The organism is Streptomyces sp. NPDC029122 (assembly GCF_055569445.1).
In genome coordinates this window covers 43189-64554 of record NZ_JBVHWK010000021.1, presented here as the reverse complement: position 1 = coordinate 64554, position 21366 = coordinate 43189, and the positions used below count along the sequence as shown (strand labels likewise).

Genomic DNA, 21366 nt, shown 5'->3' with positions numbered 1-21366 from the left:
CCCGCACTTGCCACGGTCCACGAAAGAGCAGCCACATGACCCAGCCCCGCGCCCCCCGGACCACAGCGGCACCCAGGCGTGCCATCGTCATCGGCGGAGGTCTGGCCGGCATGCTCGCGGCGGCCGCACTGCGCGGCCTGGTGCGGGAAATCCTCGTGGTCGACAGCGACGAACTGCCGGACGGCCCGGTGCCCCGGCGAGGGCTTCCTCAGGCGAGCCACGCCCACATGTTCTGGGGACGCGGGGTGAACGCCGCGGAAGCCCTCCTGCCCGGGGCCACCGCCCGGTGGATGGCGGCCGGAGCCAACCGCATCCCGATCCCCACCGGCATGGTCGGATTCACCCCCGAGGGATGGCTCAGGCGCTGGAACCAGGAGACGTCGTTCCTTATCGCGTGCAGCCGCGACCTCCTGGACTTCGTGGTCCGCGACCTCGTCCTCTCCGACACCAGCGTGCGGGTCCTGCCGCGTACCCGGGTCGAATCCCTCACGGGCAGCGCCGCCCGAGTCACCGGCGTGCGCGTACGCCGGGCCGACGGCCGGGAAGAAGTCCTCGGGGCCGACTTCGTCGTCGACGCGAGCGGACGGGGATCCCGGGCTCCCCACCACTTGGAGCAGCTGGGGGTCGCCCCAGCCCCCGAACGGTCTCTGGATCTCGGCCTCACGTACGCGAGCCGCGTCTTCCGCGCGCCCGAGGGCGCCGCCGGCTTCCCTCTCGTCGTGGTGCAGTCCGACCCGCGGACGTCGCGCCCCGGGAAGAGCGGCAGCATCCTGCCCATCGAGAACGGCCAGTGGATCGTCACCACGGCCGGCACCCGCGGGGGCGAGCCCACAGGCAGGACCGAGGACTTCGAGGCCTTCGCCCGCAGCCTGCGCCACCCCGTCATCGGCGAGATCATCTCCGGCCTTGAGCCACTGACCGGGGTGACGGTCAACCGCAGCACGCGTAATGCGCGCAGGTACTTCGAAGACGTCAGGAACTGGCCGGAGCGGTTCGTCGTACTGGGCGACGCCCTCGCGGCCTTCAACCCCATCTACGGTCACGCCATGTCGGTGGCCGCCCAAGCGGCCCTCATGCTCCGCCGCCTCGTGTCGTGCCACGGAGTCGACGCCCCACAGCTGGCGAAGCGCGTCCAGAAGGCCGTGGCCAAGCCCGTCGCGGCAGCCTGGGACCTGGCACTGGGCCATGACGTGCTCTACCCGGGAGTCCAGGGAGGGGGCCCGACCCGCAAGGACAGGCTCGTGGCCGGCTACACGTACCGCCTGCTGAACACCTGCTGCGGCAACTTCACGATGACGAAGGACTTCTTCGACGTCACCTCCCTCCAGGCCCCGCTGACCCGCCTGGTCAAACCGCGAGTGCTGCTCGGTGCCCTGCGGGGCCCCCTGCGTCCACCTCTGACCGGGCCGCCCCTGACGGCGCGGGAACTGGCCCTCGTACGCGGCGGCGAGCGGACGCCGTAAGGCGCGGCCGCGCGTATCGCCGGCGACCACGAGGCTGCTGGGCGGCGCGGCGTCGAGCACGGCGGGCGTCGGGGGCGGCCAGCCCCCGCACGCGAAGCTCCGGCAGACCGGAAAGCACCCCGTCGGCTTCACCGGCCTTGTCGGCGCGCTCGGCGAAGACCAGCACCATTGACTCGGCGCCCGGCCGGCGGCCGGCGAACGCCAAGATCCGAAGGGAAGCCGGCCCTTCACGTCCCGCACGGTGTGCTGCCCTCCGGCGCGTCTCCCTGTGGGCCCCCTCCCCGCGGGGCGTTCGCCCGTCCCACGGACACCGCACCGGACCAGGATCCTTCCGGGCCGAGATCCAGCCACACCGTGTCGTGCAGCGCAGCCGCCGCCCGACTACTGCGCGAAGTACCAGGTGACGTCGACCTGCCCCTGGCCGAGAGGCGCGAGCGCGGCGAACGCGGCCCGCGTGAGAGCGATGCCGTACCTTCCCGCGGCGGGGGCCGCGTCAAGGACCGTCGCCGTTACGGACCTTCCCCCGTACGTGACGACGACCTTCCTTCCGCACTGTCTGGGTTTCCCCGGGGGCGGGCTCGCCCGGTTGCTCCGGACCGCTCGCGGCCGAGACGGCGATGCCGGTGTGCTCCGAAGCGGAGGCGGTGGCGACCACAGCAGCGGAACCGACGGCGAGCAGTACGGCTATCGCGGTTTCGACGGTTCTTGCTTTCATCGCGCTCTCTCTTTTGAACCCGGCGTTCCGAGGCGTGGACCGGCCGGCTCCCGGCGTCGCGGGCACGGGCCGACGATCCCAGCGGCCCACGATCACGAATCCCGCTAACACTCCCTACTGAGGTTGTCGTGTTGTCGTCGGGTGGTGACGGTTCGTGATCCCTGCGGTATGCCGGTGGGGTGAGGTATTCGGAGGGTGGGGGCCTGACCGCTGAGCGTCGGGCGTTTCGTGAGGAGATCCGGCTTCAGGCCGGGCAGAACTCGCTGGCCAACTCAGGCGTTCTGCCGCATAAGGCACGCTCAGCCCCGTACGTTGCACAGGTGACCTGCGACAGCGAATCTTGAGCGGCTGTTGCCGTTCCGATCCTGTGGGGTGTCGGTCGAACGGGAATCCCCGATCGGGCGACTTCGACCGATGCTGTGCGTGAGAGCAGGGCACCGCGCCATCCGAAGGCGCGCGGACCGTGCCGCGCGCCCGCCGCGTCGGCTGCGAAAATCCGCGTGCGGTCACACGGGGCGCAGTGATAGACATCCGGAGTGCAAAACACTCTGGACTTCCCTGACCTGCTGCGACTCATCGACGAACGGGCGGGCGCCTTCCGCGCCGCGATCGCCGCCGCTCCCAGCCTGGACGCGCAGGTGCCGACCTGTCCGGAATGGACGCTGTTCGACCTGGCGCGGCACCTGGGCTCGGGCCGCCCGTTCTGGGCCGCCGTCGTCGAGGCCGGTCCGGCCGACGCCCCGCCGGCCGAGGCCGTGGCGGCGCGCGCCGAGGCACAGGCGCCCCGGGAGCGAGGGGCGTTGGTGGCCTGGCTGGCCGCGTCGACGCAGGAGCTGCTGGACACCCTGCGGGAGGTCGGCCCGGACGCCGAGTGCTGGACGTGGTGGGGCGCCTCGCAGTCGCCGCGGACCAGCGGTGCCGTCGCCCGGCACCAGCTTCAGGAGATCGCGATGCACACCTATGACGCCCAGCTCACCGTGGGCGCCGCACAGCCGCTGCCGGCGGAGGTAGCGCTGGACGGCGTCGAGGACTTCCTGTTCACCTGCTGCGCGTGGTCGGGCGTCTGGCCGCACAAGCCGGCCGTCGTCGACTACCACGCCACCGAGGGCCGCTCCTGGCGCTTCACGGTCGAGGCGGACGGCGCCCGCGCCGCCCGCCTCCCGGCTGCTGGCGAGGGTGAGGCCCCGGCCGACGCCTCCGCCCAGGGCACGGCCGGTGAGCTGGTCCTGTGGTTCTATGGACGCACCCCGATGGACTCGGTGAAGATCGACGGGGACCGGGTCATCTTCGAGCGGCTCGTCGCCTGGGACCCGAACGCGTAAGGCGTGGTCGACGACGCGGCGCCCGGTCGCTTCGTCGGCTCATCTCCACCACTCCCTCAGCTGCCGCACGCGCAGCCGACGGCGGCCTTCGCCTCGGTCGGGCTCGATGGCCTACGCGCCGGTGGTGCAGCAGGCATCCGGGGCGCCTCCGCGCTCTTGCCGAGGGTGCCGGCGTCGGCCTTGACGACGTACACCTCCCAGGGCTCCTTGCCCAGGGCCATGCACCCAGACCTTGTCCTGGAGCGCGGAGCCGGTTACTGAGGTTTTGAAGGCGGGGTCGGTGTGTTGATGGCCAGTCTTGTGGCGGTGAGGCAGCCGCCGATGAGACGGGGCCGGAGTCGGATCCTGCGTAACTCGCTGCGGAGCTCGCGGTCGAGGTCGCCGGGTGTGGTGAAGGCAGTGTTGGCCATTGCTCTGCGCACGAGTGACCAGACAGCCTCGACCGGATTCAGGCCAGGTGCGTACGGCGGAAGCCGGACGGTGGTGAGCCAGTGGTGTTCGGCCTCGTACCGCTTCAGCCCCGCGGCCAGGTGGGTGTTGAGATTGTCCCAGACCACCACGATCGGTCCGTCGAGCTGGATGTGTGCCCGCACCAGGAGGTCGTGATAGTCCTGCCAGGAGAAGCTCTTGCCGGCGCCCTTGAGCAGTAAGTGCGTGCGGGGCCGGTGGATGAGACGGCTCTTCTCGCCGGCCTTGTAGCAGCACAGCGCGGCAACCGAGGTCCGGCGGCGGGACCTGCCGCGCACGCGGATGACGGGGGTATGTCCGCGTCGGCCCCAGGTGCGGGCACGGGGCGGCGTCATCGAGAAGCCGGCCTCGTCCTCGAAGACGATCCAGGCTCCAGAGGCCGCCGCGAGCCTTTTGCCCGAGGCCACACCTCCTTCTTCCACGGCTCCACCGCGTGCTCGTCACGCTCCAGTGCTCTGCGGGCGGGCGCCTGCCAGGACCAGCCGTGCCGCTTCGGCAGCCGCCACACCGTCGCCACCGACAGGCTCACTCGCAGCCGACGGCGGATCACCACCTGGACCCGGACCAGGGTCCGGCGTTCGTCTTCGAAGCCGTGCGTCGCCGGGCCTTTGTCGAGTTCCATATCCAGCACGGCGAACTGGGCATCGGTGATGGTCGGTGAGTTCGCCGGACCTGCCGAACGCAGGCCCCCCATGCCGCCCTCGCGCCAGGCACGACGCCAGCGTTCCACCGACCGCACGCTCACTCGCAGGTCCTTCGCGATCACCGAGGTCTTCTCACCCGCCGCGAACCGCTGCCCGGCCTGAAGCCGGATCTCCTCACGAAACGCCCGACGCTCAGCGGTCAGGCCCCCACCAGGAGTGACCTGAGGGCCACGGCCGCAGAGCGGACCGCGCGCTCCCGCCGCACCTGAACGCGCTCGCCTGTTCGTGTGGCCCTCGCGCGGCGTCATGGCAACGACCCGTCACTTTCCGTAACCTCAAGGAGCTCGGGTACCTTCTGCCGGTCCCGCGCGGCCACGCCCGCATGAGATCCACGACCACCTGTACGCCCTGATCTGAGCGGGCTATCGAAGAGTCACGGAGGAACGGCCATGCCCAAAGGACTGTCCATCCACATCGGCCTCAACGAGATCGACGAGACCCGCTACGGAACCAAGGGCGAGCTGAAGAACCCGGAGAACGACGCCCTGGCCATGAGGAACGTCGCCGAAGCCAACGGCTTCGCCCCCCTCGCGACCCTGCTCACCAAGGACGCCACGAGCGAGAAGGTGACCTCCGTACTGCAGGAGGCAGCCGCCCGGCTCACCGCCGGCGACCTCCTGCTGCTCACCTACGCTGGCCACGGAGCCCAGGTCCCCGACAAGAACGGGGACGAGCCCGACCGCCGCGACGAGACGTGGGTGCTCTACGACCGGCAGTTCATCGACGACGAGCTGTACGCCCTCCTCGCCTCCTTCGCCGAAGACGTACGCGTCCTCCTCCTCTCCGACAGCTGTCACAGCGGCACCGTCGCGCGGGACGTCTCGCTGTTCCTCGACGACGCGGAACTGGTGCGCACCTTCGACACCAGCGAACCGTCCGCGGTCCGTGCCCGCATCCGTGTGCTGCCGCAGGACGTCCAGTTCCGCGACTACCAGCGCGACCAGGAGCGGTACGACGCGATCCAGCGCTCCGTGCCCGCGCTGGACCAGCAGGACATCGGGGCCGACGTCCTGCTGATCTCCGGCTGCCAGGACAACCAGACCTCCAGCGACGGCGTGGGAGCCAACGGCCTGTTCACCGAAACGCTGCTCAAGACCTGGAAGAACGGAGCGTTCCAGGGAACGTACGCGGCCCTCCACCGCCAGATCGTCGAGGCGATGCCCTTCTACCAGACGCCCAACATGTTCCGGACGGGCAAGGCCACCCAGGAATTCCTCTTCCAGTCACCGTTCGCCATCTAGGCCGTGTATCGAAAGTGGATCTTGAGCTGTGGATGATCACGGTTCATGGGTCGGGGAGATCTCACGGATGAACAGTGGGCGGTGTTGGAGCCGTTGTTGCCGAAGGGGATGAAGGCGGGGCGGCCGCCCGTCTGGCCCCGGCGGCAGCTGATCGACGGCATAAGGTTCCGGGTCCGTAGCGGCGTGCCGTGGCGGGACGTACCAGTCGAGTACGGGCCGTGGGGCCGGAGCCGCGCTCACCAGCATGCGGTCGGCGCCCGCAAGCGGGGTGACCTGCAAAAGGAACCACCGGGAGGTGTCTTCACCGAGCCCGGAGATCACGGGCTGGGACGCTCGCGCGGCGGGTTCACAACTAAGTCGCACCTGGCCGTCGACCAGGGCCAGAAGCCCATGTCGATCGTGATCACGGCTGGGCAGCGCGGTGACTCGCCGCAGTTCGAACGCGTGCTGGAGAAGGTACGCGTGCCCCGCATCAGGCCCGGCCGCCCACGTGTCCGCCCCGATCGCGTGAGGGCTGACAAGGCGTACGCCTCCCGCAGGAACCGCGCCCACCTGCGCCGACGCGGCATCCGTTGCACCATCCCGGACAAGGCCGACCAGGCACGCAACCGCAAGAAGCTGGGCGCTCTCGGTGGTCGGCCGCCCAGATTCGACGCCGAGGACTACACGGCTCGGCATGCGGTCGAGTGTGGAATCAACCGACTCAAAAGGCACCGAGCTGTGGCCACCCGCTTCGACGAACTCGCGGTCCGCTACGAGGCGACCGTCCTCGTAGCGGCTGTCAACGAGTGGTTGTGACGTACTGGTCCGACGACAACTCGAACACCCGTACTCGCCGACCACCGGCGGGATTGACGGTCTCACGGACCGGATGCATCCCCAGTTTGGTCATGATCCGTTCGGAGGCGTCGTTGCCCACTTGAGCGATGCTGACGATCCGCTCCAGCTCTCGCTCTTCGAACCCGAACCGTACAGCGGCCGCAGCGGCCTCGGTGGCCAAGCCCTGCCCCCAGTGGGAACGTCCCAGCCGCCAGCCGACCTCAACCGCCGGCAGTACCTCCGGCAAGTAGTTGGGCACCGAAAGGCCGGTGAACCCGGCCAGCTCGCCAGTGGACCGGATCTCCACGGCGAACAAGCCGAAGCCCTGTGACTCCCACTCGCTCTCCCATGCCTGGACCCGGCCGCGTGTCTGCTGTTCGTCAAGGACGCCGCCGTCGCGGATCCACCGCATGACCTCGGGGTCGGCATTGACGGCAGCCATGGGCGCAACGTCTTCCTCGCGCCAGCGACGCAGGATCAAACGGGGAGTCTCAAGCATGACCATCCAATCATTCTTGATCACAAAAGGGCTCTCCGTCATCCTCACCAGGCACTTTCGATACACGCCCTAGGAGCCGGCTACCGGTCCGGCCAGAACTGGGCCAGGGCCGCCTCCTTGTAGGGCGCGGGGCTCACACTGAGCTCCCCGGCGAAGGGGCGGTCCAGCACCATCACCAGCAGCAGGCTGAAGCCGATCAGCCCGGCCACCGCCGACACGAACAGCAGCTGCATCCTCAGACTGCGCAGACCGAACAGGAACGTGAGCGGGAGGATCACCAGGGCGCCTCCGAACACGAGCACTTGCAGCAGCCCGGGCAGCGAGGTCTCGGCCATCGTGACCCGCGCCCGGCGCTGTCCGGCCACGTCGTTGAGGCGGGCGGCCGCCTCCGCGTAGAAGGTCTCGCTGCGCGTGCCCACCGGCTCGTAGCCCTGCAGCGCGGTGTACATGGCGTGCGTCTGCGCGGCGGTCGCCTCGAAGCTGGGTTTCCCCTGGCGCATCAGTGGCCACTGGATCTCGACGACGGCGTGCACGTAGTCCCCGACCGAGCGTTCCACACGGGCACGCTCGGCGGGAGGAAAGGCTTCGGCGCTGCGGACGACGAGGGCCAGGCCGGTGGCTTCGTCGGCGACGATGTTCTGGGTGTTCTCGAGCTGCGTCCAGAGGGTGACGACGACGAAGGCGAGGATGATGCCGTAGATCGCGCCGAACATCCCGAGGGCGACGCCGACCATCTCGTTGTGCTCGCCGTTCGCGAGGTGCGGGAACCGGCGGCGGGCCACCAGGCTTCCCCCCAGGGCCAGGGCGACGAAGCCGCCGACGATGACGACGCCGAGGAAGAACGTACTCAGGTGATTCAAGAGCCAGAGGATCATGCGCTGCTCAACGAGGAGCCCTCTGTAGGTGTGCACGTGTCCACTCGCACGTGGCGTTTCCGGCGGTTCGAGCGATCCCCGACGCGGGGAGGGCCGCCCACGGTGGTGGCGGACGGCCCTCCCGGTGTGCTGGGCGTCGCGTCAGTCGACCTTCTGCCAGTGGGTGACCTGCACCGCTCCCTCCCCGGCGCCGATGTGCGCGTACATCGCGAGGTGTTCGGGAGCGAGGAAGGTGTCCTTCTTCTCCTGGAAGAACTCCTCGTCGTACCAGGCCACGTCGAAGATGACCTTGCCGCCGGCCCGGCCGTTGCGCTCCACCCAGGTCCGCTGCCAGTCGTACGGGCCGTCCGCCTGCTCGGCGAGACGCTCGTCGGAGGCCCGTAGCGCCTGGACGCAGCGGTCCAGCGCCTCGTCGGAGGCGAGCTCGATCTCGCAGTGGGACTGGGCGACGATGGTGCGTTCGCCCCGGCGTCCGGGCGCGGAGTCGCCGAGGAGCACCAGTTCACGGGTTACGGGGTTGCCGGGAAGGATCGTGCTGGACATGGGTTTCCCCCTCTGACGGGCGGCAGTCCTGCCTGGCGCCCTCTGAGATCAGACACGATGTGCTCGACCGTATGCGGTCGCGTTTTGACGCTAGGGACGGCTCGGCGGCCCGTCAACGCGCATGAGCGGGAATCGGCCACCTACTCCTGCGCGGGATCGGCCACCTGTTCCGGAGGCCGGGACGGCTTCGGATCCTCCGCACCGACGGTGTGCCGCAGGAGCACCGGACTGCCCGCCAGGGTGACGACCAGGGTCCCCAGCCCCGCCAGCTCCAGGGCCCCGGCGCCGCCGAGCAGCGTCGCGGCCGGCCCGCCCAGGGCGGTCCCCGCCAGGTTGGCCCCGTTCAGCGTCGCCCCCGAGGTGGCGAAGGCCCGGCCCCGTACCTGCGCGGGCACCCGGGCGTGGATGAGGTTGCGGATCGCGAGCCCCTGGAGGGAGTTGGCGACGCCGGTCAGGACGAACGCCACCGCCGTGACGGCGAGGACCGGCACCGCGGCCCCGACGGCGAGCGCGGTCCCCATCAGGGCCCCGGCCCCGACCAGGACCCGCGGCTGCCACTTCAAGGGGACCCGCGGGGCGATCAGCGTGGAGGAGAGCAGCATCCCGATGGTGTGGCCGCTGACCAGAAAGCCGTAGCCGGTGCCGGACACGTTCAGATCGTCCCGGATGAAGAAGACGCGGGCCACGCTCAGCACGGCGGTGAACACGATCGCCGACGCCAGCGCGAGGATCGCCGTGCGCAGCAGGCGGTCCCCTCCCAGTACCTGGACCCCCTCGCGGACCTGCACCAGCCAGCGCCCGCCCGCCTCCGCCTCGGGTTCGCGGCGGACCTTCAGGCAGGACAGCACCACGGCCATGACGACGAAGGTGGCCGCGTTCGCCACCAGAGCGACCCGTACGTCGAACACGGCGATCAGCACACCGGCCAGCGCGGGCCCGGCCACGTTTCCGGCGGACCGGAAGGCGTCGAGCCGGGCGTAGCCGCGGGCGGTGTCGTCGGGACCGACGATCCGGGGGACCAGCAGCAGCAGGGCCGGGGAGACCAGGGCCAGTCCCGCCCCGAGCAGCACCAGCAGGACGAGCGTGCCGGCCAGACCGGTCACGAACACCAGCCCCGCGCTGACCAGTGCCTGCAGCACCGTCACCGTGACGATCAGCCGGCCGCTCTCGACCCGGTCGACCAGCGGGGCGGCCAGCGGCCCGATCACGACCAGCGGCAGCACGCTCGCGATCACCAGGGCCGAGATGGCGACGCCCGACCGCCCCTGGTCGTGCAGCCGCAGGGTCAGGGAGACGATCGCCATCTGGTCCCCCAGGGAGGACATGCCGTACGCGGCGGCCACCACGGTGAGGACGACACCTCGTTTTCCGAGCATCCGCAGATGGTGTCAGCCCCGCTCCGCCGCCCGCGGCCGGAGGCACCGGATCAAGCCAGCCCCGGCTGTCGCCTCCGGCCCTGCCGGCGAACGGAGCGAATGGACGGCGGGCGGCCGGGTACCTGAGGGCCAGCCAGGAAATGATCACTGAGGAGAGGACGCGTCCATGCTGATGGCTCACCCGGCGGTGCTTCCCGGTCTCGTCGACCGCTATTGGGCCTTGGCCGTTCTGGCGGAAGGGAACGGCGCGTCGCACGTACGGGCCGAGATCGAGGACGTCGCGCAGGCGCTGTGCGTGGCGACGGGGACGACAGACATCCACGCCGCCCTGATAGCCGCCCGTCACCATCTGCCGGGCGCCGACACCTTCGACGACTCCGTCCTCACCCCCTCCTGACCGGCGGCACGCCGCGCGACGACCGATACGGCGCGGGAACGCAGGGAGACCGAGTCACACCTCGTGCATTGACAACCACCGCTGTCAGGGCGCCAGATGGAGTCTCAGGGCAGTCGGCGGGGACGGCGCCCGCCCGGAGCAGAGGTGTCGGTGTTGCGCCATCATCACGACCGTGAGGAAACCGCCCGGCTCGCCCGTTCGGTGGTGGCCGAGATCGCGCCGGAGGAACTGGAGCTCTTCGACCAGACGGCCCGGGCCTTCTTCGCCCAGCCGGTTCCCTACCGTGCGATGGCGGTTCGGGATCCCGTCGGTATGGGGCTGGAAACGGTGGTCGGCGTGTTGTCGGGCGTAGCGCTGGCAGTGACCACCTCCGTTCTCCAGCACGTTGCCGTACAAGCGGCGGACCGGACCGGGAACAGGTTCCGGTTCGGCAGGAGGCGGCAAGCGGCCCCGCCCGTTCCGGACCCGGAACCGCTGTCCGACGCCCAAGTGGGCCGGCTGCGCGAGCTCGCCCGGAAACGGGGCGTCGAGCTGGGGCTTTCCCCGGACCGCGCGGAACTGCTCGCGGACGCCCTGGTCGGCGGACTGGCACGAAGCGCCCAGGACAGTGCTGCGGAACGCGACGACGGGCGCGGCGCCCTGCCCGGAGGGGCTGCGGATCCCGGTACGGGAGAATGAGTCCCGCGGCGGCCGGCGCACGGCCGGCGCCACCTCCCCTCTCCCCGTTCTCGCTCCCCTCCGGCACGGCGTTCCGTTTCGCTCTGCTCATCGTCGCCGTCTCCGGAACGGTCTTCTCCGTCGGCCTCTTCTGGGTCCGGCCGTTCCTCGGAGACCGCGCGGCCGGCCTGGAGGCGACCCGCGCGTGCGTCGAGAAGTACGCCCCGGGCGCGGCCTCGGGCGACGCGGACGCCGTACGGCAACTCGCCCTGTGCGGAGGCCTGTCCGACCGCCACGTCCTGTGGATCCAGCTCGCCGTCCTGGGCTGCTTCTGGGCGCTGGTGGCCACCGTGTACTGGTTCCTCCCCGGCCGGCGCATACGCCGGAGGGGATACGTCCCCCTGCCCGTACGTTCCTTTCCGGCCGTCCATGAAGAGCTCGACCGGCTGATGCGGTCGGTCGGCGCGGACCACCGGCGGATCAACCTGCTGGTGGACCTTCTGGACGGCAGGGTGAACGCGCTCGCCTTCGGAAGGGTCGGCACACGGTACGTCCTGCTCAGCCGCGGTCTGATCGCGCTGCACGACACCGATCCCGGACGGTTCCGGGCGATCGTGCTGCACGAGCTGGCACACTTGCGCAACCGCGACGTCGACATCGCGTACCTCACCCTGATCTCCTCCCGGCTCTTCACCCTTCTGGTGGCGATCCCCGTCACCATCGCCTTTCCGCTCGGCGTCTTCGACCCGTCCGCGGGGTCGGCGTCCTTCTACCTCGGTACCGCCGCCGGAACGCTCGTCGTCGGACTGTCGGTGCCGCTGACCCGTAACGCGGTGCTGCGCAGCCGCGAGTTCCACGCGGATGCCCGCGCCGCCGCCTGGGAGAACGGTGGTACCGGACTGGCGGCGGTACTCGCCGCACAACGCCGAATCGACTCCGAAGCAGCGCTCCCTCCCGTGGAGTTCCTGCGTCCGCACCCTTTGGCGGCCCGCGGCTGGACGCACTGCGTGATCCCGCCCCGCTCTTCTCCTTCGCCGGCTGGGAAGGCTTTGCCCTGGGCCTGTTCTGCGCCATCGCCCAGGGGCCGGTCACCGCCTTCACCAGTGGACTGCTCGGACTCCCACCGAGTCACCCGCTGGCAGCACTGCCCGCTGCCCTGCCCCTGGCCGGCGGCACGGCGTACGCGCTCTGGCGCGCGGAGCTGGCGGCCCTCCACTTCGGGCGGGCGGTGAGCAGCGTCCATCGTGCGGCGGTCGCCACAGGACTGGGCTTCCTGGCCGGTACGACCCTCAGACCGACCAACCTCGGCGCGCCGCAGATGGGACCCACCGCTCACCCGGGCGAACAGGCCGCCTGGCTCTTCCTCCTCGCCGTCGGCAGCTACGCCTTCGTCCAATGGCTCGCGTACACGGCTCGGGCCTGGGCTCCCCTCACAGCGGTGGGCAGAGTCCGGGAACTCCTCGTGGCCACCGTGATGTGCTGCGCCCTCGTACCGCTCAGCTTCGGGCTGGGCCTGTCCTACGTGATCCACCCCACCGACGTGGCACTCTCGTTCTCGGCGTCCGCGGACGCGGGGGACCGCGGGACCGGAACCTATCTGCTCCGGGTCCTCACAGTGGCTCAGGACCAGATCCCCACGGGGTACGGAGCCCTCGCCGCCGCAGCCCTCGCACTGGTGCCGCTGAGCGGGCGCATCATCACACGGCCCCGGAACGGGCGGGCGCGTAGGGTGCCGGGATGATCCTGCTGCCGCAAGAGTTCGCACAGAGCACCGTCGACCGCGAGGGGGAGGCCGGGACGGCCTGGCTCGCCGATCTGCCCGGCATCGTGAAGGAATTGCTGGGGCGCTGGGAGTGCGTGCCGGACGGCGAGGTCATGCACGGTGGCGTCGGGATCATCGTTCCGGTACGGCGGCGGGGCGAGGAGAGAGCCGCGCTGAAGGTGTCGTTTCCGCACCCGGGCAACGTCCATGAGCCGGATGCGTTCGTCGCGTGGGGCGGGCGCGGCGCCGTCCTGCTGCACGAGCGCGACGACGAGCGGTTCGCGATGCTGCTGGAGCGGGTCCAGCCGTCGACCCTGGCGGAGGTCGAGGACGGCGACGAGGTGGTGGCGGTCGCCGGGCGGCTCAATCGCCGCCTGGCCGTCCCCGCCCCGCCCGGCCTGCCCCGGCTGCGGGAGCAGGCCGACGCGTGGGAGGAGCAACTGCGCAAGGACGCCGAGGAGCTGACGCACGCACTGCCGCGCCGGGTGCGGGACGCCGCCGTGGCGACCGTTCGCGAGCTGACGGGGGCCGGCCCGGACGTCCTCGTCCACGGCGACCTCCATGCCCGGAACATCCTGCGAGCCGGCCGGGAGCCATGGCTGGCCGTCGACCCCAAGGGGTACGCGGGGGATCCCGCCTACGACGGCGGGACGCTGCTGAAGTCCCGCGCGCTGACCCTCCTCGAAGCGGACGACCCGCGCAAGGCGGTCCACCGCGTCCTGGACGTCTTCGCCGAGGCTGCGGAGCTCGACCGTGAACGCGTCCGGCGGTGGGCCCAGCTGCACGCCGTCCAGGCGGCGTTCTGGGGCCGCCGCCACGGTTTCCGTATCGCCCGCAGCGGTCCACGGCTGGACTGGCTCACGGAGTTCGCCGACCACCTGGCGGAGTTGCTCCTCGAACGTGCCTAGCCGGCCGGGTGCCCCCGGGCGGCTCTGGCTCACAGCCGCGCATCGGCGGGACGGCGGCCGTCCGGCGGGACCGCCGGAGATGCGTCGGCGATGTGTCGGTGGGAGCCGCAACCGGGGGTAGCGCGCCACGGGGACAGCCGCGGCCGTCGTCGAGAGAGCACTCCGCCTGCCCCTTGTTTACGTTACGGGTCGACCCGTAAGGTAAATGTCATGAACTCCTCTCCGCCTTCCCGGGGGCGTCCCAGGGATCCCCGATCGCACAAGGCGATCATCGGGGCGACGGCAGAGCTGGTGGCCGAGGCCGGCTACGCCGCGACGTCGATCGGCGCGGTGGCCGCGCGGGCCGGCGTCGGCAAGGACACGATCTACCGGCGGTGGCCGGGCAAACCGGAGTTGGTCTTCGAGGCCGTCTTCGCGACCACGGACGATGCTCCGCCCCCGGACACCGGAACGCTGGCCGGGGATCTGACCGTGCTGGTCCAGGGCCTGGTCGACGAGTTCCGCGCGCCCGCCGCCGCGGCGGCCCTCCCGGGGCTGCTGGCCGACTTCGCCGCCGACCCGGAGCTGAAGGCGCGCATCCGCGGCGACTTCCTGGCCCCGGCGAAGCAGCGGCTGCTGGTCGTCTTCGAACGCGCCGCGCTGCGCGGCGAGATCGCCCGCGAAACGCCCGTGGACCTGGTGCTGGACACGCTGGCAGGAGCCGTGTTCTTCCACATCGGACTGGTCGGGGAACACCCTGATCCCCAACTGCCCGCACGACTGGCCGCCGTCGTGGCCAAGGGAATCGAGGTCCGGTGAACGGCTGGCTCCTCGCGGCGGGGATCACCGCTCTCGCCGTGGCCGCGGTGCACATCGTCGCCGGGCACCGCGACGTGGTGCGCCCGCTGCTGTCCTGCGGTCTCGCGGACGAACCCAAGCGTGTCCTGCACGCCGTGTGGCACATGGTGAGCGTCGACCTGGTGCTGTCCGGCCTCGGCCTGCTCTACCTCGCCCAGGCGAACGGTACGCCCGGTACCGGCCCGGTGGCGTGGTTCGTGGCCGCGCACTTCGTCGCGTACGCGGCAGCCTTCCTCGTCGTCACCCTGTCCGTCGGCTGGCCCAGACCACTGCTCCGCCTGCCGCAGTGGATCCTGCTCCTGCCCGTCGCGTTCCTGGCAGCGGCGGGCGCCGCGTAACCACGCCGCCGGATCACCCGCGCGGCCGCGAAGGCCCGCGCGGGGGGCCGGCCGGTCCGGACGCTCGCCGGCGTGCGTGACGGGCTCACGATCCGTCGGTCATGGCGTCCCGGCTGGACGGGGCCGACCTCCTTCTGCGGTACACCACCACCGCGCACACCGCGAGCAGGAGGACGGCCACGGCGGACACCCCGAGGGCCGTCTGCTCGGCGAAGAGCCTCCCCAGCACTTCGAGCGCGCCGAGCCCCGCGGTCGCGTAGATCAGCGCCCAGACCGCTCCGCCCACGAACAAGGCGGGGAGATAGCGCGGCAGCGGCATGCGCATGCTGCCCGCGAGGAAGTTGACGGCGGTCTGGAAACCAACGGTCAGGAACGATACGGCCACCACCGGCGCTCCCCACCGCTGGATCGCCCGCTCGGCGCGCTGGAACTTCGCCGAGGTGATCCGCTCGCCGAACCTGCTGCGCCGGGCGCCGGCGCCGGCGAGCCACCCGAGGGCGAACGTCCCTCCGGCGCGGAGCAGCACGATGAGGTACAGGACTCCGGCCGTCAGCGCGATCCTATTCACGACGCCCCGTCCCCGGCACCGGGCCGGCGGCCGCGTCGGCGGTCACCCGCATCGACGTCCCGCCCGAGCGGGCGCCGGACGCACACGAACCCGATCACCGTCTCTCACCTGCACCCCGCTTCTGCCCGTTCCGTCCCGCGGTATCACCTGCGGCCCGGAACACGAACCGTCCGCCCGGGTACGTACACCAGGCAAGGCAAGCCTAACCGAACAATCATGCGGCGGATATGCCCCTGCGGGTCTCGCGGGGTCGAGGGGAACCGGGGCATGGACCCAACCGGGGCATGGACCCATCCTTCCCGGTTCTCACCGACGCAGCCGAACACCGCGCCGACGCGATGACCCCGCTGGGGGTCCCGGCGCACGGCGTGGGCCGGGGGGTGGCGACGGCGCGGCCGTACGCTGGAGACATGGCTGATCACCCCCGCTTCCACCTGGACCGGGACGGCCACTCGATCACCGTGCAGACGGCCGGAGCTTCCCGCCCGGTCGAGGTGCTGGTCGACGGGAAGGTCGTCGCCCAGGGCGCCGCGCCCCGGGAGGACCGTACCGTGTGGCGCGCCGAACTCCCCGGATCCCCGCCGCGCCCGCTGAGCGTCACGCTGGCGGAGACGGGCGGCGCGTACCTGTGCGAGATGGAGCTCGACGGGGTGCGCTACCTCATGCCGCGCGTACCGCTGCTCCCGGAGAAGCCGCCGGCCTGGCGGAGCCCGTCGCCCCGTCCTCTCCGGCGCTGGTGCGGCCTCCTGCGCAGGCTCGGCCGCGCCGTGGGGGGCGGCGGCCGTCGAGGTCACTGACCTGCCCGTGCGAGCCGAGAAGGGGAAGCGCCCTTCCCATCACCTGGACGCGTCCGCGTGGCAGTGACGCGGGGATCCACGGTTCACGGTAGACAGATCGAGAGCGTGTGGGGTGCTGGACGCTGGACGGGCCCCCGGCGCGCTCGCCGACCCCCTCTGCCGTAAGGGCTTGTCATGGTGACGATGACCGAGCCGATCGCTCCCGTTCCGACGCCCGGACGGACGCCGGGCCAGGTGATCGTGTCGTGGCTGACGACGACCGATCACAAGAAGATCGGGCACCTCTACCTGATCGCGTCCTTCGGGTTCTTCCTGATCGGCGGCATCCTGGCGCTGCTCCTGCGCGCCGAGCTGGCCCGGCCCGGGATGCAGATCGTCTCGAGCGAGCAGTACAACCAGATCTTCACCCTGCACGGCACGATCATGCTGCTGTTCTTCGCGACGCCCACCTTCGCCGGGTTCGCGAACGCCATCATGCCCCTGCAGATCGGCGCCCCGGACGTCGCGTTCCCGCGACTGAACATGCTGTCCTTCTGGCTGTTCCTGTTCGGCGGCATCATCGTGGTGGCGAGCCTGTTCACCCCCCAGGGGGCCGCGGACTTCGGCTGGACCGCCTACACGCCGCTCAGCGGCGGTGAGCGCACCCCCTACGTCGGGGGCGACATGTGGATCATGGGGCTGGCCCTGTCCGGGTTCGGCACCATCCTGGGGTCCGTCAACTTCGCGACCACGATCATCTGCCTGCGCGCGCCGGGGATGACGATGTTCCGGATGCCGGTCTTCACCTGGAACATCCTCCTCACCTCGGTCCTGGTGCTGTTCGCGTTCCCCGTGCTGGCCGCGGCGCTGCTGGCGCTGGAGGCGGACCGGCGCTTCAACGCGCACGTTTTCGACCCGGCCAACGGCGGTGCGCTGCTGTGGCAGCACCTCTTCTGGTTCTTCGGGCACCCCGAGGTCTACATCATCGCGCTGCCGTTCTTCGGGATCGTCACCGAGATCGTCCCGGTCTTCTCCCGCAAGCCCCTCTTCGGCTACCTGGGCCTGATCGGTGCGACGATCGCGATCTCAGGACTCTCCCTCACCGTGTGGGCCCACCACATGTTCGCCACCGGAGCCGTCCTGCTGCCGTTCTTCTCCTTTCTGACGTTCCTGATCGCGGTGCCGACCGGGGTGAAGTTCTTCAACTGGATCGGCACCATGTGGAAGGGTTCCCTCTCCTTCGAGACGCCGATGCTGTGGTCGATCGGCTTCCTCGTCACCTTCGTGTTCGGAGGGCTGACCGGCGTCATCCTCGCCTCGCCTCCAATGGATTTCCACGTCACCGACACCTACTTCGTCGTCGCCCACTTCCACTACGTGGTCTTCGGCACGGTCGTCTTCGCCATGTTCGCCGGCTTCTACTTCTGGTGGCCGAAGATGACCGGCACGATGCTCGACGAACGCCTCGGGAAGATCCACTTCTGGACGTTGTTCATCGGCTTCCACACCACCTTCCTCGTGCAGCACTGGCTCGGCGCCGACGGCATGCCCCGCCGGTACGCCGACTACCTCGCCGCCGACGGCTTCACCGGGCTCAACACCCTCTCCTCCATCGGCGCCTTCCTCCTCGGCCTCTCCACCCTGCCGTTCCTCTACAACGTGTGGAAGACCGCCCAATACGCCCCCCGCGTCACCGTTGACGATCCCTGGGGCTTCGCCCGCTCCCTGGAATGGGCCACCTCCTGCCCGCCTCCCCGCCACAACTTCCTGACCCTGCCCCGCATCCGGTCGGAATCCCCCGCCTTCGACCTGAACCATCCCGAGATCGCCGCCCTCGACGAGGCCAACGACCGCGCCAAGCGCGACGTCCTCGACGACCCCCGGAACCGCGAGTCCCCGGGATCGGGCCAAGGTCCTTCCGGGGGCTGAAGGGGTGGGCGACTTGCACGGAGACGACGTGACCGCCGGCCTGGCCGAGCTGGAGGGGTACCTGATGAGCCGGGCGGCCCACCACCGCGCCGCCCGCGAAGCGGAAGCCTTCGCCGACTGCCTGCCCTGGCTCGGAGGCGCGGAACGGGAGGACGTCATCCGCCTCTACGCCGCCCGCCACCTCGCCCGCACGCGCCAGGTCCTGCACGAGGTCACCAGCCGCAGCCAGGAACTGAGGGACGAGTACTCCCGCCGCTACCACGTCCTGCGCCGCCGCATGCTCGCCACCGTCCTCCTCGGCAGCGCCACCGCCGTGGGCCTCCTCGCGATCGGCCTGTCACGCACCCGGTGAGCTCCGGCCCGTTCCCGTTCCCGTGTCCGCGCTGCGCCGCCCGGCCCGCGTCATCAGGTGGCGTACCAGGACCGAAAGGCCCAGCAGGACGGCCAAGCCTCCCGACAGGCCGGCGAGCAGAGCCAGGGAGGTCTCGCCGTCGGGATCGCCCACACCGCTGGGAACGGGTTCGGCATCCAGCCATCGCAGTACCGCGCGCGCCAGCGCGAGCGCCAGCACGCCGTAGGCGAGCGACACCGCCCCCAGGACGGGATCCCACCGCCACGTCGGCCCCGGCCGCCCCCGGGCCCACGTCCATACGCCCGCTCCGGCGAGCGACAGCGGAACGGCCGGCACCTGCCCGGCCACCGCTCCTGTTACCAGTGCGAGGCACAGGTGGCCGGCGCCCTCGCCCCGCGGGCCTGCGAGCGGAGCGCCCAAACTGCCCGCGAGCAGTCCGAACACCAGTGCGCGGATCCATGTCATGCGGGAAGGATGCCCCACGCGGAAGGGCCGGTGCCGGCGAGGGGAGCTCGTCACGTGACGTTCTCGCGCAGGAAGGCCTCGAGCCGTCCGGCGAAGCCCGGCGCCGCGGCGACGAAGTGACCGGCGCCCGGATGGACGCTGCGCTCGCCGCCCAGCGCATCCGCGAGGGCGTCGCAGATCCGCTCGTGCGCGGCCGCGTGCGCTCCGGACGCGACGAGCACCGGAACACCGGCGTCCCGGATCACGTCGAGCCGTGGGCGCGCCTCGCTCGTCGGCCGGCTGCCGTGCGCCCGCCGAACGCCGGCGACCACGCCCGCGGGGAGCGGGCCGTCGCCGACGGGTGCGCCGGCGAGACGCAGGAACTCCCGGAGCTCGGTCGGGTCCGCTTCCATGCCGCGGTCGAGGACCGCGTCGCCGATGCGCTCGAGCCGCGCCACCTCGGGGTCGTCGGCGACGAGGTAGGTGAGCGGCGGTTCGATCAGGGTGAGCGAGCGCACGCCGTCCGGGGCGGCGGCGGCCGCGAGCAACGTCCCGAGGACGCCGTAGGAGTGGGCGACGACGTGCGGGCGGCCGGCGAGCAGCGGCGCCAGGTCCAGCGCGTCCGTCGCGAAGTCCTGACGCCCCCGCGGTGGCGGACTCGGCGGATATCCGCGGCGGTGGACATGCGCCAGCGTCCACCGGTCAGCCAGCGGAGCCAGAGCCCCCCACGTCGTCCGGGGGCCGGCTCCGCCGTGCACCGTCAGGACCTCCGGCCCGGAGCCGTCGCGCACCACCACGATGTCACCCACGGGGCGACCCTATCGGCGCCCGGGGCGGCCAGGCCCCTGGTGCTGGTCATCACTGTCGGATCCATCCCGGCATGGCACGTTTTGGGTGGGGTAGGAGGGACAGCAGCGCGTAGAGAGGCCATGCCGACGCGAGGAGATCCCGATGAGTGAGACACCGCAGGCCGACGACGCCTACCAGCCGACCGGCACCAACGAGGAGCAGGAGGACGCGGCGCCGCTGGACCTCCAGAACGCCGTGGACGAGCGCACGTACGACGCCATGCTGGACGAGGGCTACTCACCCCCGGAACGGCCGCTGGGGGTCACCAAGCCGGGCACCACGGCCGCGGAGCAGCGGGAGGGCGAAAGCCTCGACCAGAGGCTGGCCCAGGAGGTGCCCGACGTGGGGGAGGCCGAAGGCGACGGGATCGGCGACCTGCCGGGCGGTGAGGGCGAAGCGCTCGACCGCGAGGTCGGCACCGGGCGCGCCGGCCGGATGGTGGCGCCCGACGAGGGCGCCCACCCCGACACCGTCGCGGAACTCACCGCCGAGGACGTGGGCATCGACGGTGGCGCGGCGAGCGCCGAGGAAGCCGCCGTCCACGTCGTCGAGCCGGAAGAGCCGGACGACGCCCCTGAGGAGCCGTAGCTCGAGGAGCCGTAGCTCCGGCCCGGGCCCGCGAGCGGAATGACCGGGTCGTCTCAGAGCTCACCCTCGATGCCGGTCACGGCCGGCGGCCCCAGGGGGGCGTCCTTCTCCGAGTACCCCAGTTCCCGCAGGGCGCCGCCCGCCAGGCGGACGGCCCCTTCCTCGGCCGCCGCCCGGTCCGGGGCCTCGATTTCGAGGCGGACGGAGAAGGTTCCGTCCTCGTGGACCGTCAGCAGCTCCACGTCTTCTGTCTCGCTCAAGTCGGTGTGGTGGGAGGCCAGGCTCCTCGCCAGCGCCGAGCGGGCCGCATCGTCGACGTCCTTCAGGAACGTGCCGGGCACGGTGATGACGTACGTGGTCACTGCTGCTCCCATCGGCTGGAAAAGGCGGGTCTCGTTGGGGAATGCCCCGGCACCGCGTTTCGAACCCCTCGGTCCCGACACATCAGCCGGTCGATGCCGAAACGGCACGTACTCGCCCCGGCCCCGCATAGAAGGGCCGATACCGGCCAGGAGCGTGGGGATAGGGATTCGGACGAAAAGGATGGAGGAAAGACGATGAACTGGCGCCACGAGGCTGCCTGCCGGTGGGAAGAACCCGATCTGTTCTTCCCCGTGGGATCCAGCGGTCCGGCCCTGCTCCAGATCGAGGAGGCCAAAGCGGTGTGCCACCGTTGCCCCGTCATGGAGGACTGCCTCCAATGGGCCCTCGAAGCAGGCCAGGACGTCGGCGTGTGCGGCGGCATGAGCGAGGAGGAACGACGGGCCGCGAAGCGGCGGGCCGCCCGCTCCCGTGCCCGGTCGACAGGCTGACCCCCGTCCCGCGGGGGGGGGGGGGGGGGGGGGGGGGGGGGGGGGGGGGGGGGGGGGGGGGGGGGGGGGGGGGGTTGGGGGGGTGGAGGGGTGGGGGCGGTCTGTTTTGGGGTGGGCTCGGCCA

The 21366-nt window shown here is 71.1% G+C and carries 25 protein-coding genes and 1 pseudogene; 16 read left to right on the top strand and 10 right to left on the bottom strand.

Annotation, left to right across the window (positions count from 1 at the left end):
• The first annotated feature begins 35 nt into the window (after positions 1 to 35).
• Positions 36 to 1463 (top strand): NAD(P)/FAD-dependent oxidoreductase, encoded by a 1428-nt coding sequence (locus ACZ4WZ_RS23280; protein WP_467893060.1) that lies wholly within the window; start codon positions 36 to 38, stop codon positions 1461 to 1463.
• Positions 1464 to 2714: 1251 nt separating this feature from the next.
• A complete protein-coding gene (locus tag ACZ4WZ_RS23275; protein WP_467893059.1) occupies positions 2715 to 3500 on the top strand; it encodes a maleylpyruvate isomerase family mycothiol-dependent enzyme in 786 nt (261 codons plus the stop codon).
• Positions 3501 to 3556: 56 nt separating this feature from the next.
• On the opposite strand, the pseudogene ACZ4WZ_RS23270 reads toward ACZ4WZ_RS23275, so the two are convergent.
• Positions 3557 to 3746: pseudogene (locus tag ACZ4WZ_RS23270) on the bottom strand (glyoxalase/bleomycin resistance/dioxygenase family protein); the annotation flags it as partial.
• A gap of 8 nt (positions 3747 to 3754) precedes the next feature.
• Positions 3755 to 4815, bottom strand: a protein-coding gene (locus ACZ4WZ_RS23265) for an IS630 family transposase (protein ID WP_467893177.1) whose coding sequence is annotated in 2 segments (ribosomal slippage) — positions 3755 to 4329 and positions 4329 to 4815 — 1062 coding nt in all. Because the reading frame shifts where the segments join, the coding sequence is not laid out codon by codon here.
• Positions 4816 to 5061: 246 nt separating this feature from the next.
• On the opposite strand from ACZ4WZ_RS23265, the gene ACZ4WZ_RS23260 reads away from it, so the two are divergent.
• Both ACZ4WZ_RS23260 and ACZ4WZ_RS23255 read left to right on the top strand, forming a co-directional pair.
• Positions 5062 to 5913 carry a caspase family protein gene (locus tag ACZ4WZ_RS23260; RefSeq protein ID WP_467893057.1) on the top strand — a complete coding sequence of 284 codons (852 nt, stop codon included), beginning with the start codon at positions 5062 to 5064 and terminating at the stop codon, positions 5911 to 5913.
• Positions 5914 to 5958: 45 nt separating this feature from the next.
• Entirely contained in the window at positions 5959 to 6711 is a 753-nt protein-coding gene (locus ACZ4WZ_RS23255; protein ID WP_467893056.1) for an IS5 family transposase, read from the top strand.
• Here the strand turns inward: ACZ4WZ_RS23255 and ACZ4WZ_RS23250 are convergent.
• From ACZ4WZ_RS23250 to ACZ4WZ_RS23235, 4 genes are all read right to left on the bottom strand, one after another.
• Positions 6695 to 7231: a GNAT family N-acetyltransferase gene (locus ACZ4WZ_RS23250; RefSeq protein WP_362400150.1), complete on the bottom strand. Its 537-nt coding sequence runs from the start codon at positions 7229 to 7231 to the stop codon at positions 6695 to 6697. The two genes, ACZ4WZ_RS23255 and ACZ4WZ_RS23250, sit on opposite strands and share 17 nt — an antisense overlap.
• An 80-nt stretch (positions 7232 to 7311) precedes the next feature.
• Positions 7312 to 8106: a bestrophin-like domain gene (locus ACZ4WZ_RS23245; protein ID WP_467893054.1), complete on the bottom strand. Its 795-nt coding sequence runs from the start codon at positions 8104 to 8106 to the stop codon at positions 7312 to 7314.
• A gap of 141 nt (positions 8107 to 8247) precedes the next feature.
• Entirely contained in the window at positions 8248 to 8649 is a 402-nt protein-coding gene (locus ACZ4WZ_RS23240; RefSeq protein WP_467893053.1) for a hypothetical protein, read from the bottom strand.
• A 140-nt stretch (positions 8650 to 8789) separates the two neighbouring features.
• Entirely contained in the window at positions 8790 to 10025 is a 1236-nt protein-coding gene (locus tag ACZ4WZ_RS23235) for an MFS transporter (RefSeq protein WP_467893052.1), read from the bottom strand.
• Positions 10026 to 10191: 166 nt separating this feature from the next.
• Here ACZ4WZ_RS23235 and ACZ4WZ_RS23230 point away from each other — a divergent pair, with 166 nt between their 5' ends.
• The 7 genes from ACZ4WZ_RS23230 (at position 10192) to ACZ4WZ_RS23200 (ending at position 14924) form a co-directional block, all read left to right on the top strand.
• Positions 10192 to 10422 (top strand): DUF5133 domain-containing protein, encoded by a 231-nt coding sequence (locus tag ACZ4WZ_RS23230; protein ID WP_467893050.1) that lies wholly within the window; start codon positions 10192 to 10194, stop codon positions 10420 to 10422.
• 144 nt (positions 10423 to 10566) lie between these two features.
• Positions 10567 to 11100, top strand: a complete 534-nt coding sequence (locus ACZ4WZ_RS23225; RefSeq protein ID WP_467893048.1) for a hypothetical protein — start codon at positions 10567 to 10569, stop codon at positions 11098 to 11100.
• Positions 11097 to 12311, top strand: a complete 1215-nt coding sequence (locus tag ACZ4WZ_RS23220) for a M48 family metallopeptidase (protein ID WP_467893047.1) — start codon at positions 11097 to 11099, stop codon at positions 12309 to 12311. The genes ACZ4WZ_RS23225 and ACZ4WZ_RS23220 overlap by 4 nt, the downstream gene beginning before the upstream one ends.
• Positions 12308 to 12820, top strand: coding sequence for a hypothetical protein (locus ACZ4WZ_RS23215; protein WP_467893046.1), 513 nt, complete (start codon positions 12308 to 12310; stop codon positions 12818 to 12820). The genes ACZ4WZ_RS23220 and ACZ4WZ_RS23215 overlap by 4 nt, the downstream gene beginning before the upstream one ends.
• Positions 12817 to 13749, top strand: a complete 933-nt coding sequence (locus tag ACZ4WZ_RS23210; protein WP_467893044.1) for an aminoglycoside phosphotransferase family protein — start codon at positions 12817 to 12819, stop codon at positions 13747 to 13749. The genes ACZ4WZ_RS23215 and ACZ4WZ_RS23210 overlap by 4 nt, the downstream gene beginning before the upstream one ends.
• Before the next feature lie 210 nt (positions 13750 to 13959).
• Positions 13960 to 14547, top strand: coding sequence for a TetR/AcrR family transcriptional regulator (locus ACZ4WZ_RS23205; RefSeq protein WP_467893042.1), 588 nt, complete (start codon positions 13960 to 13962; stop codon positions 14545 to 14547).
• A complete protein-coding gene (locus tag ACZ4WZ_RS23200; protein WP_467893040.1) occupies positions 14544 to 14924 on the top strand; it encodes a hypothetical protein in 381 nt (126 codons plus the stop codon). The genes ACZ4WZ_RS23205 and ACZ4WZ_RS23200 overlap by 4 nt, the downstream gene beginning before the upstream one ends.
• Before the next feature lie 85 nt (positions 14925 to 15009).
• On the opposite strand, the gene ACZ4WZ_RS23195 is transcribed toward ACZ4WZ_RS23200, so the two are convergent.
• Positions 15010 to 15492, bottom strand: a complete 483-nt coding sequence (locus ACZ4WZ_RS23195; RefSeq protein WP_467893039.1) for a DedA family protein — start codon at positions 15490 to 15492, stop codon at positions 15010 to 15012.
• 410 nt (positions 15493 to 15902) lie between these two features.
• Between ACZ4WZ_RS23195 and ACZ4WZ_RS23190 the strand changes: the two genes are divergently transcribed.
• The 3 genes from ACZ4WZ_RS23190 (at position 15903) to ACZ4WZ_RS23180 (ending at position 18549) form a co-directional block, all read left to right on the top strand.
• A complete protein-coding gene (locus ACZ4WZ_RS23190) occupies positions 15903 to 16289 on the top strand; it encodes a hypothetical protein (RefSeq protein WP_467893037.1) in 387 nt (128 codons plus the stop codon).
• A 174-nt stretch (positions 16290 to 16463) separates the two neighbouring features.
• Positions 16464 to 18197 (top strand): aa3-type cytochrome oxidase subunit I, encoded by a 1734-nt coding sequence (gene ctaD / locus ACZ4WZ_RS23185; RefSeq protein WP_467893035.1) that lies wholly within the window; start codon positions 16464 to 16466, stop codon positions 18195 to 18197.
• A gap of 13 nt (positions 18198 to 18210) precedes the next feature.
• Entirely contained in the window at positions 18211 to 18549 is a 339-nt protein-coding gene (locus tag ACZ4WZ_RS23180) for a hypothetical protein (protein WP_467893033.1), read from the top strand.
• On the opposite strand, the gene ACZ4WZ_RS23175 is transcribed toward ACZ4WZ_RS23180, so the two are convergent.
• Positions 18535 to 19014, bottom strand: a complete 480-nt coding sequence (locus ACZ4WZ_RS23175) for a hypothetical protein (protein WP_467893031.1) — start codon at positions 19012 to 19014, stop codon at positions 18535 to 18537. The two genes, ACZ4WZ_RS23180 and ACZ4WZ_RS23175, sit on opposite strands and share 15 nt — an antisense overlap.
• A gap of 50 nt (positions 19015 to 19064) precedes the next feature.
• Positions 19065 to 19802, bottom strand: a complete 738-nt coding sequence (locus tag ACZ4WZ_RS23170; protein WP_467893029.1) for an alpha/beta fold hydrolase — start codon at positions 19800 to 19802, stop codon at positions 19065 to 19067.
• Positions 19803 to 19944: 142 nt separating this feature from the next.
• Between ACZ4WZ_RS23170 and ACZ4WZ_RS23165 the strand changes: the two genes are divergently transcribed.
• Positions 19945 to 20430 (top strand): DUF5709 domain-containing protein, encoded by a 486-nt coding sequence (locus ACZ4WZ_RS23165; RefSeq protein ID WP_467893027.1) that lies wholly within the window; start codon positions 19945 to 19947, stop codon positions 20428 to 20430.
• A gap of 53 nt (positions 20431 to 20483) precedes the next feature.
• On the opposite strand, the gene ACZ4WZ_RS23160 is transcribed toward ACZ4WZ_RS23165, so the two are convergent.
• Positions 20484 to 20792 carry a hypothetical protein gene (locus tag ACZ4WZ_RS23160; RefSeq protein WP_388940513.1) on the bottom strand — a complete coding sequence of 103 codons (309 nt, stop codon included), beginning with the start codon at positions 20790 to 20792 and terminating at the stop codon, positions 20484 to 20486.
• 195 nt (positions 20793 to 20987) lie between these two features.
• Between ACZ4WZ_RS23160 and ACZ4WZ_RS23155 the strand changes: the two genes are divergently transcribed.
• Positions 20988 to 21242, top strand: coding sequence for a WhiB family transcriptional regulator (locus tag ACZ4WZ_RS23155; protein WP_467893025.1), 255 nt, complete (start codon positions 20988 to 20990; stop codon positions 21240 to 21242).
• The last annotated feature ends 124 nt before the right edge of the window (positions 21243 to 21366 follow it).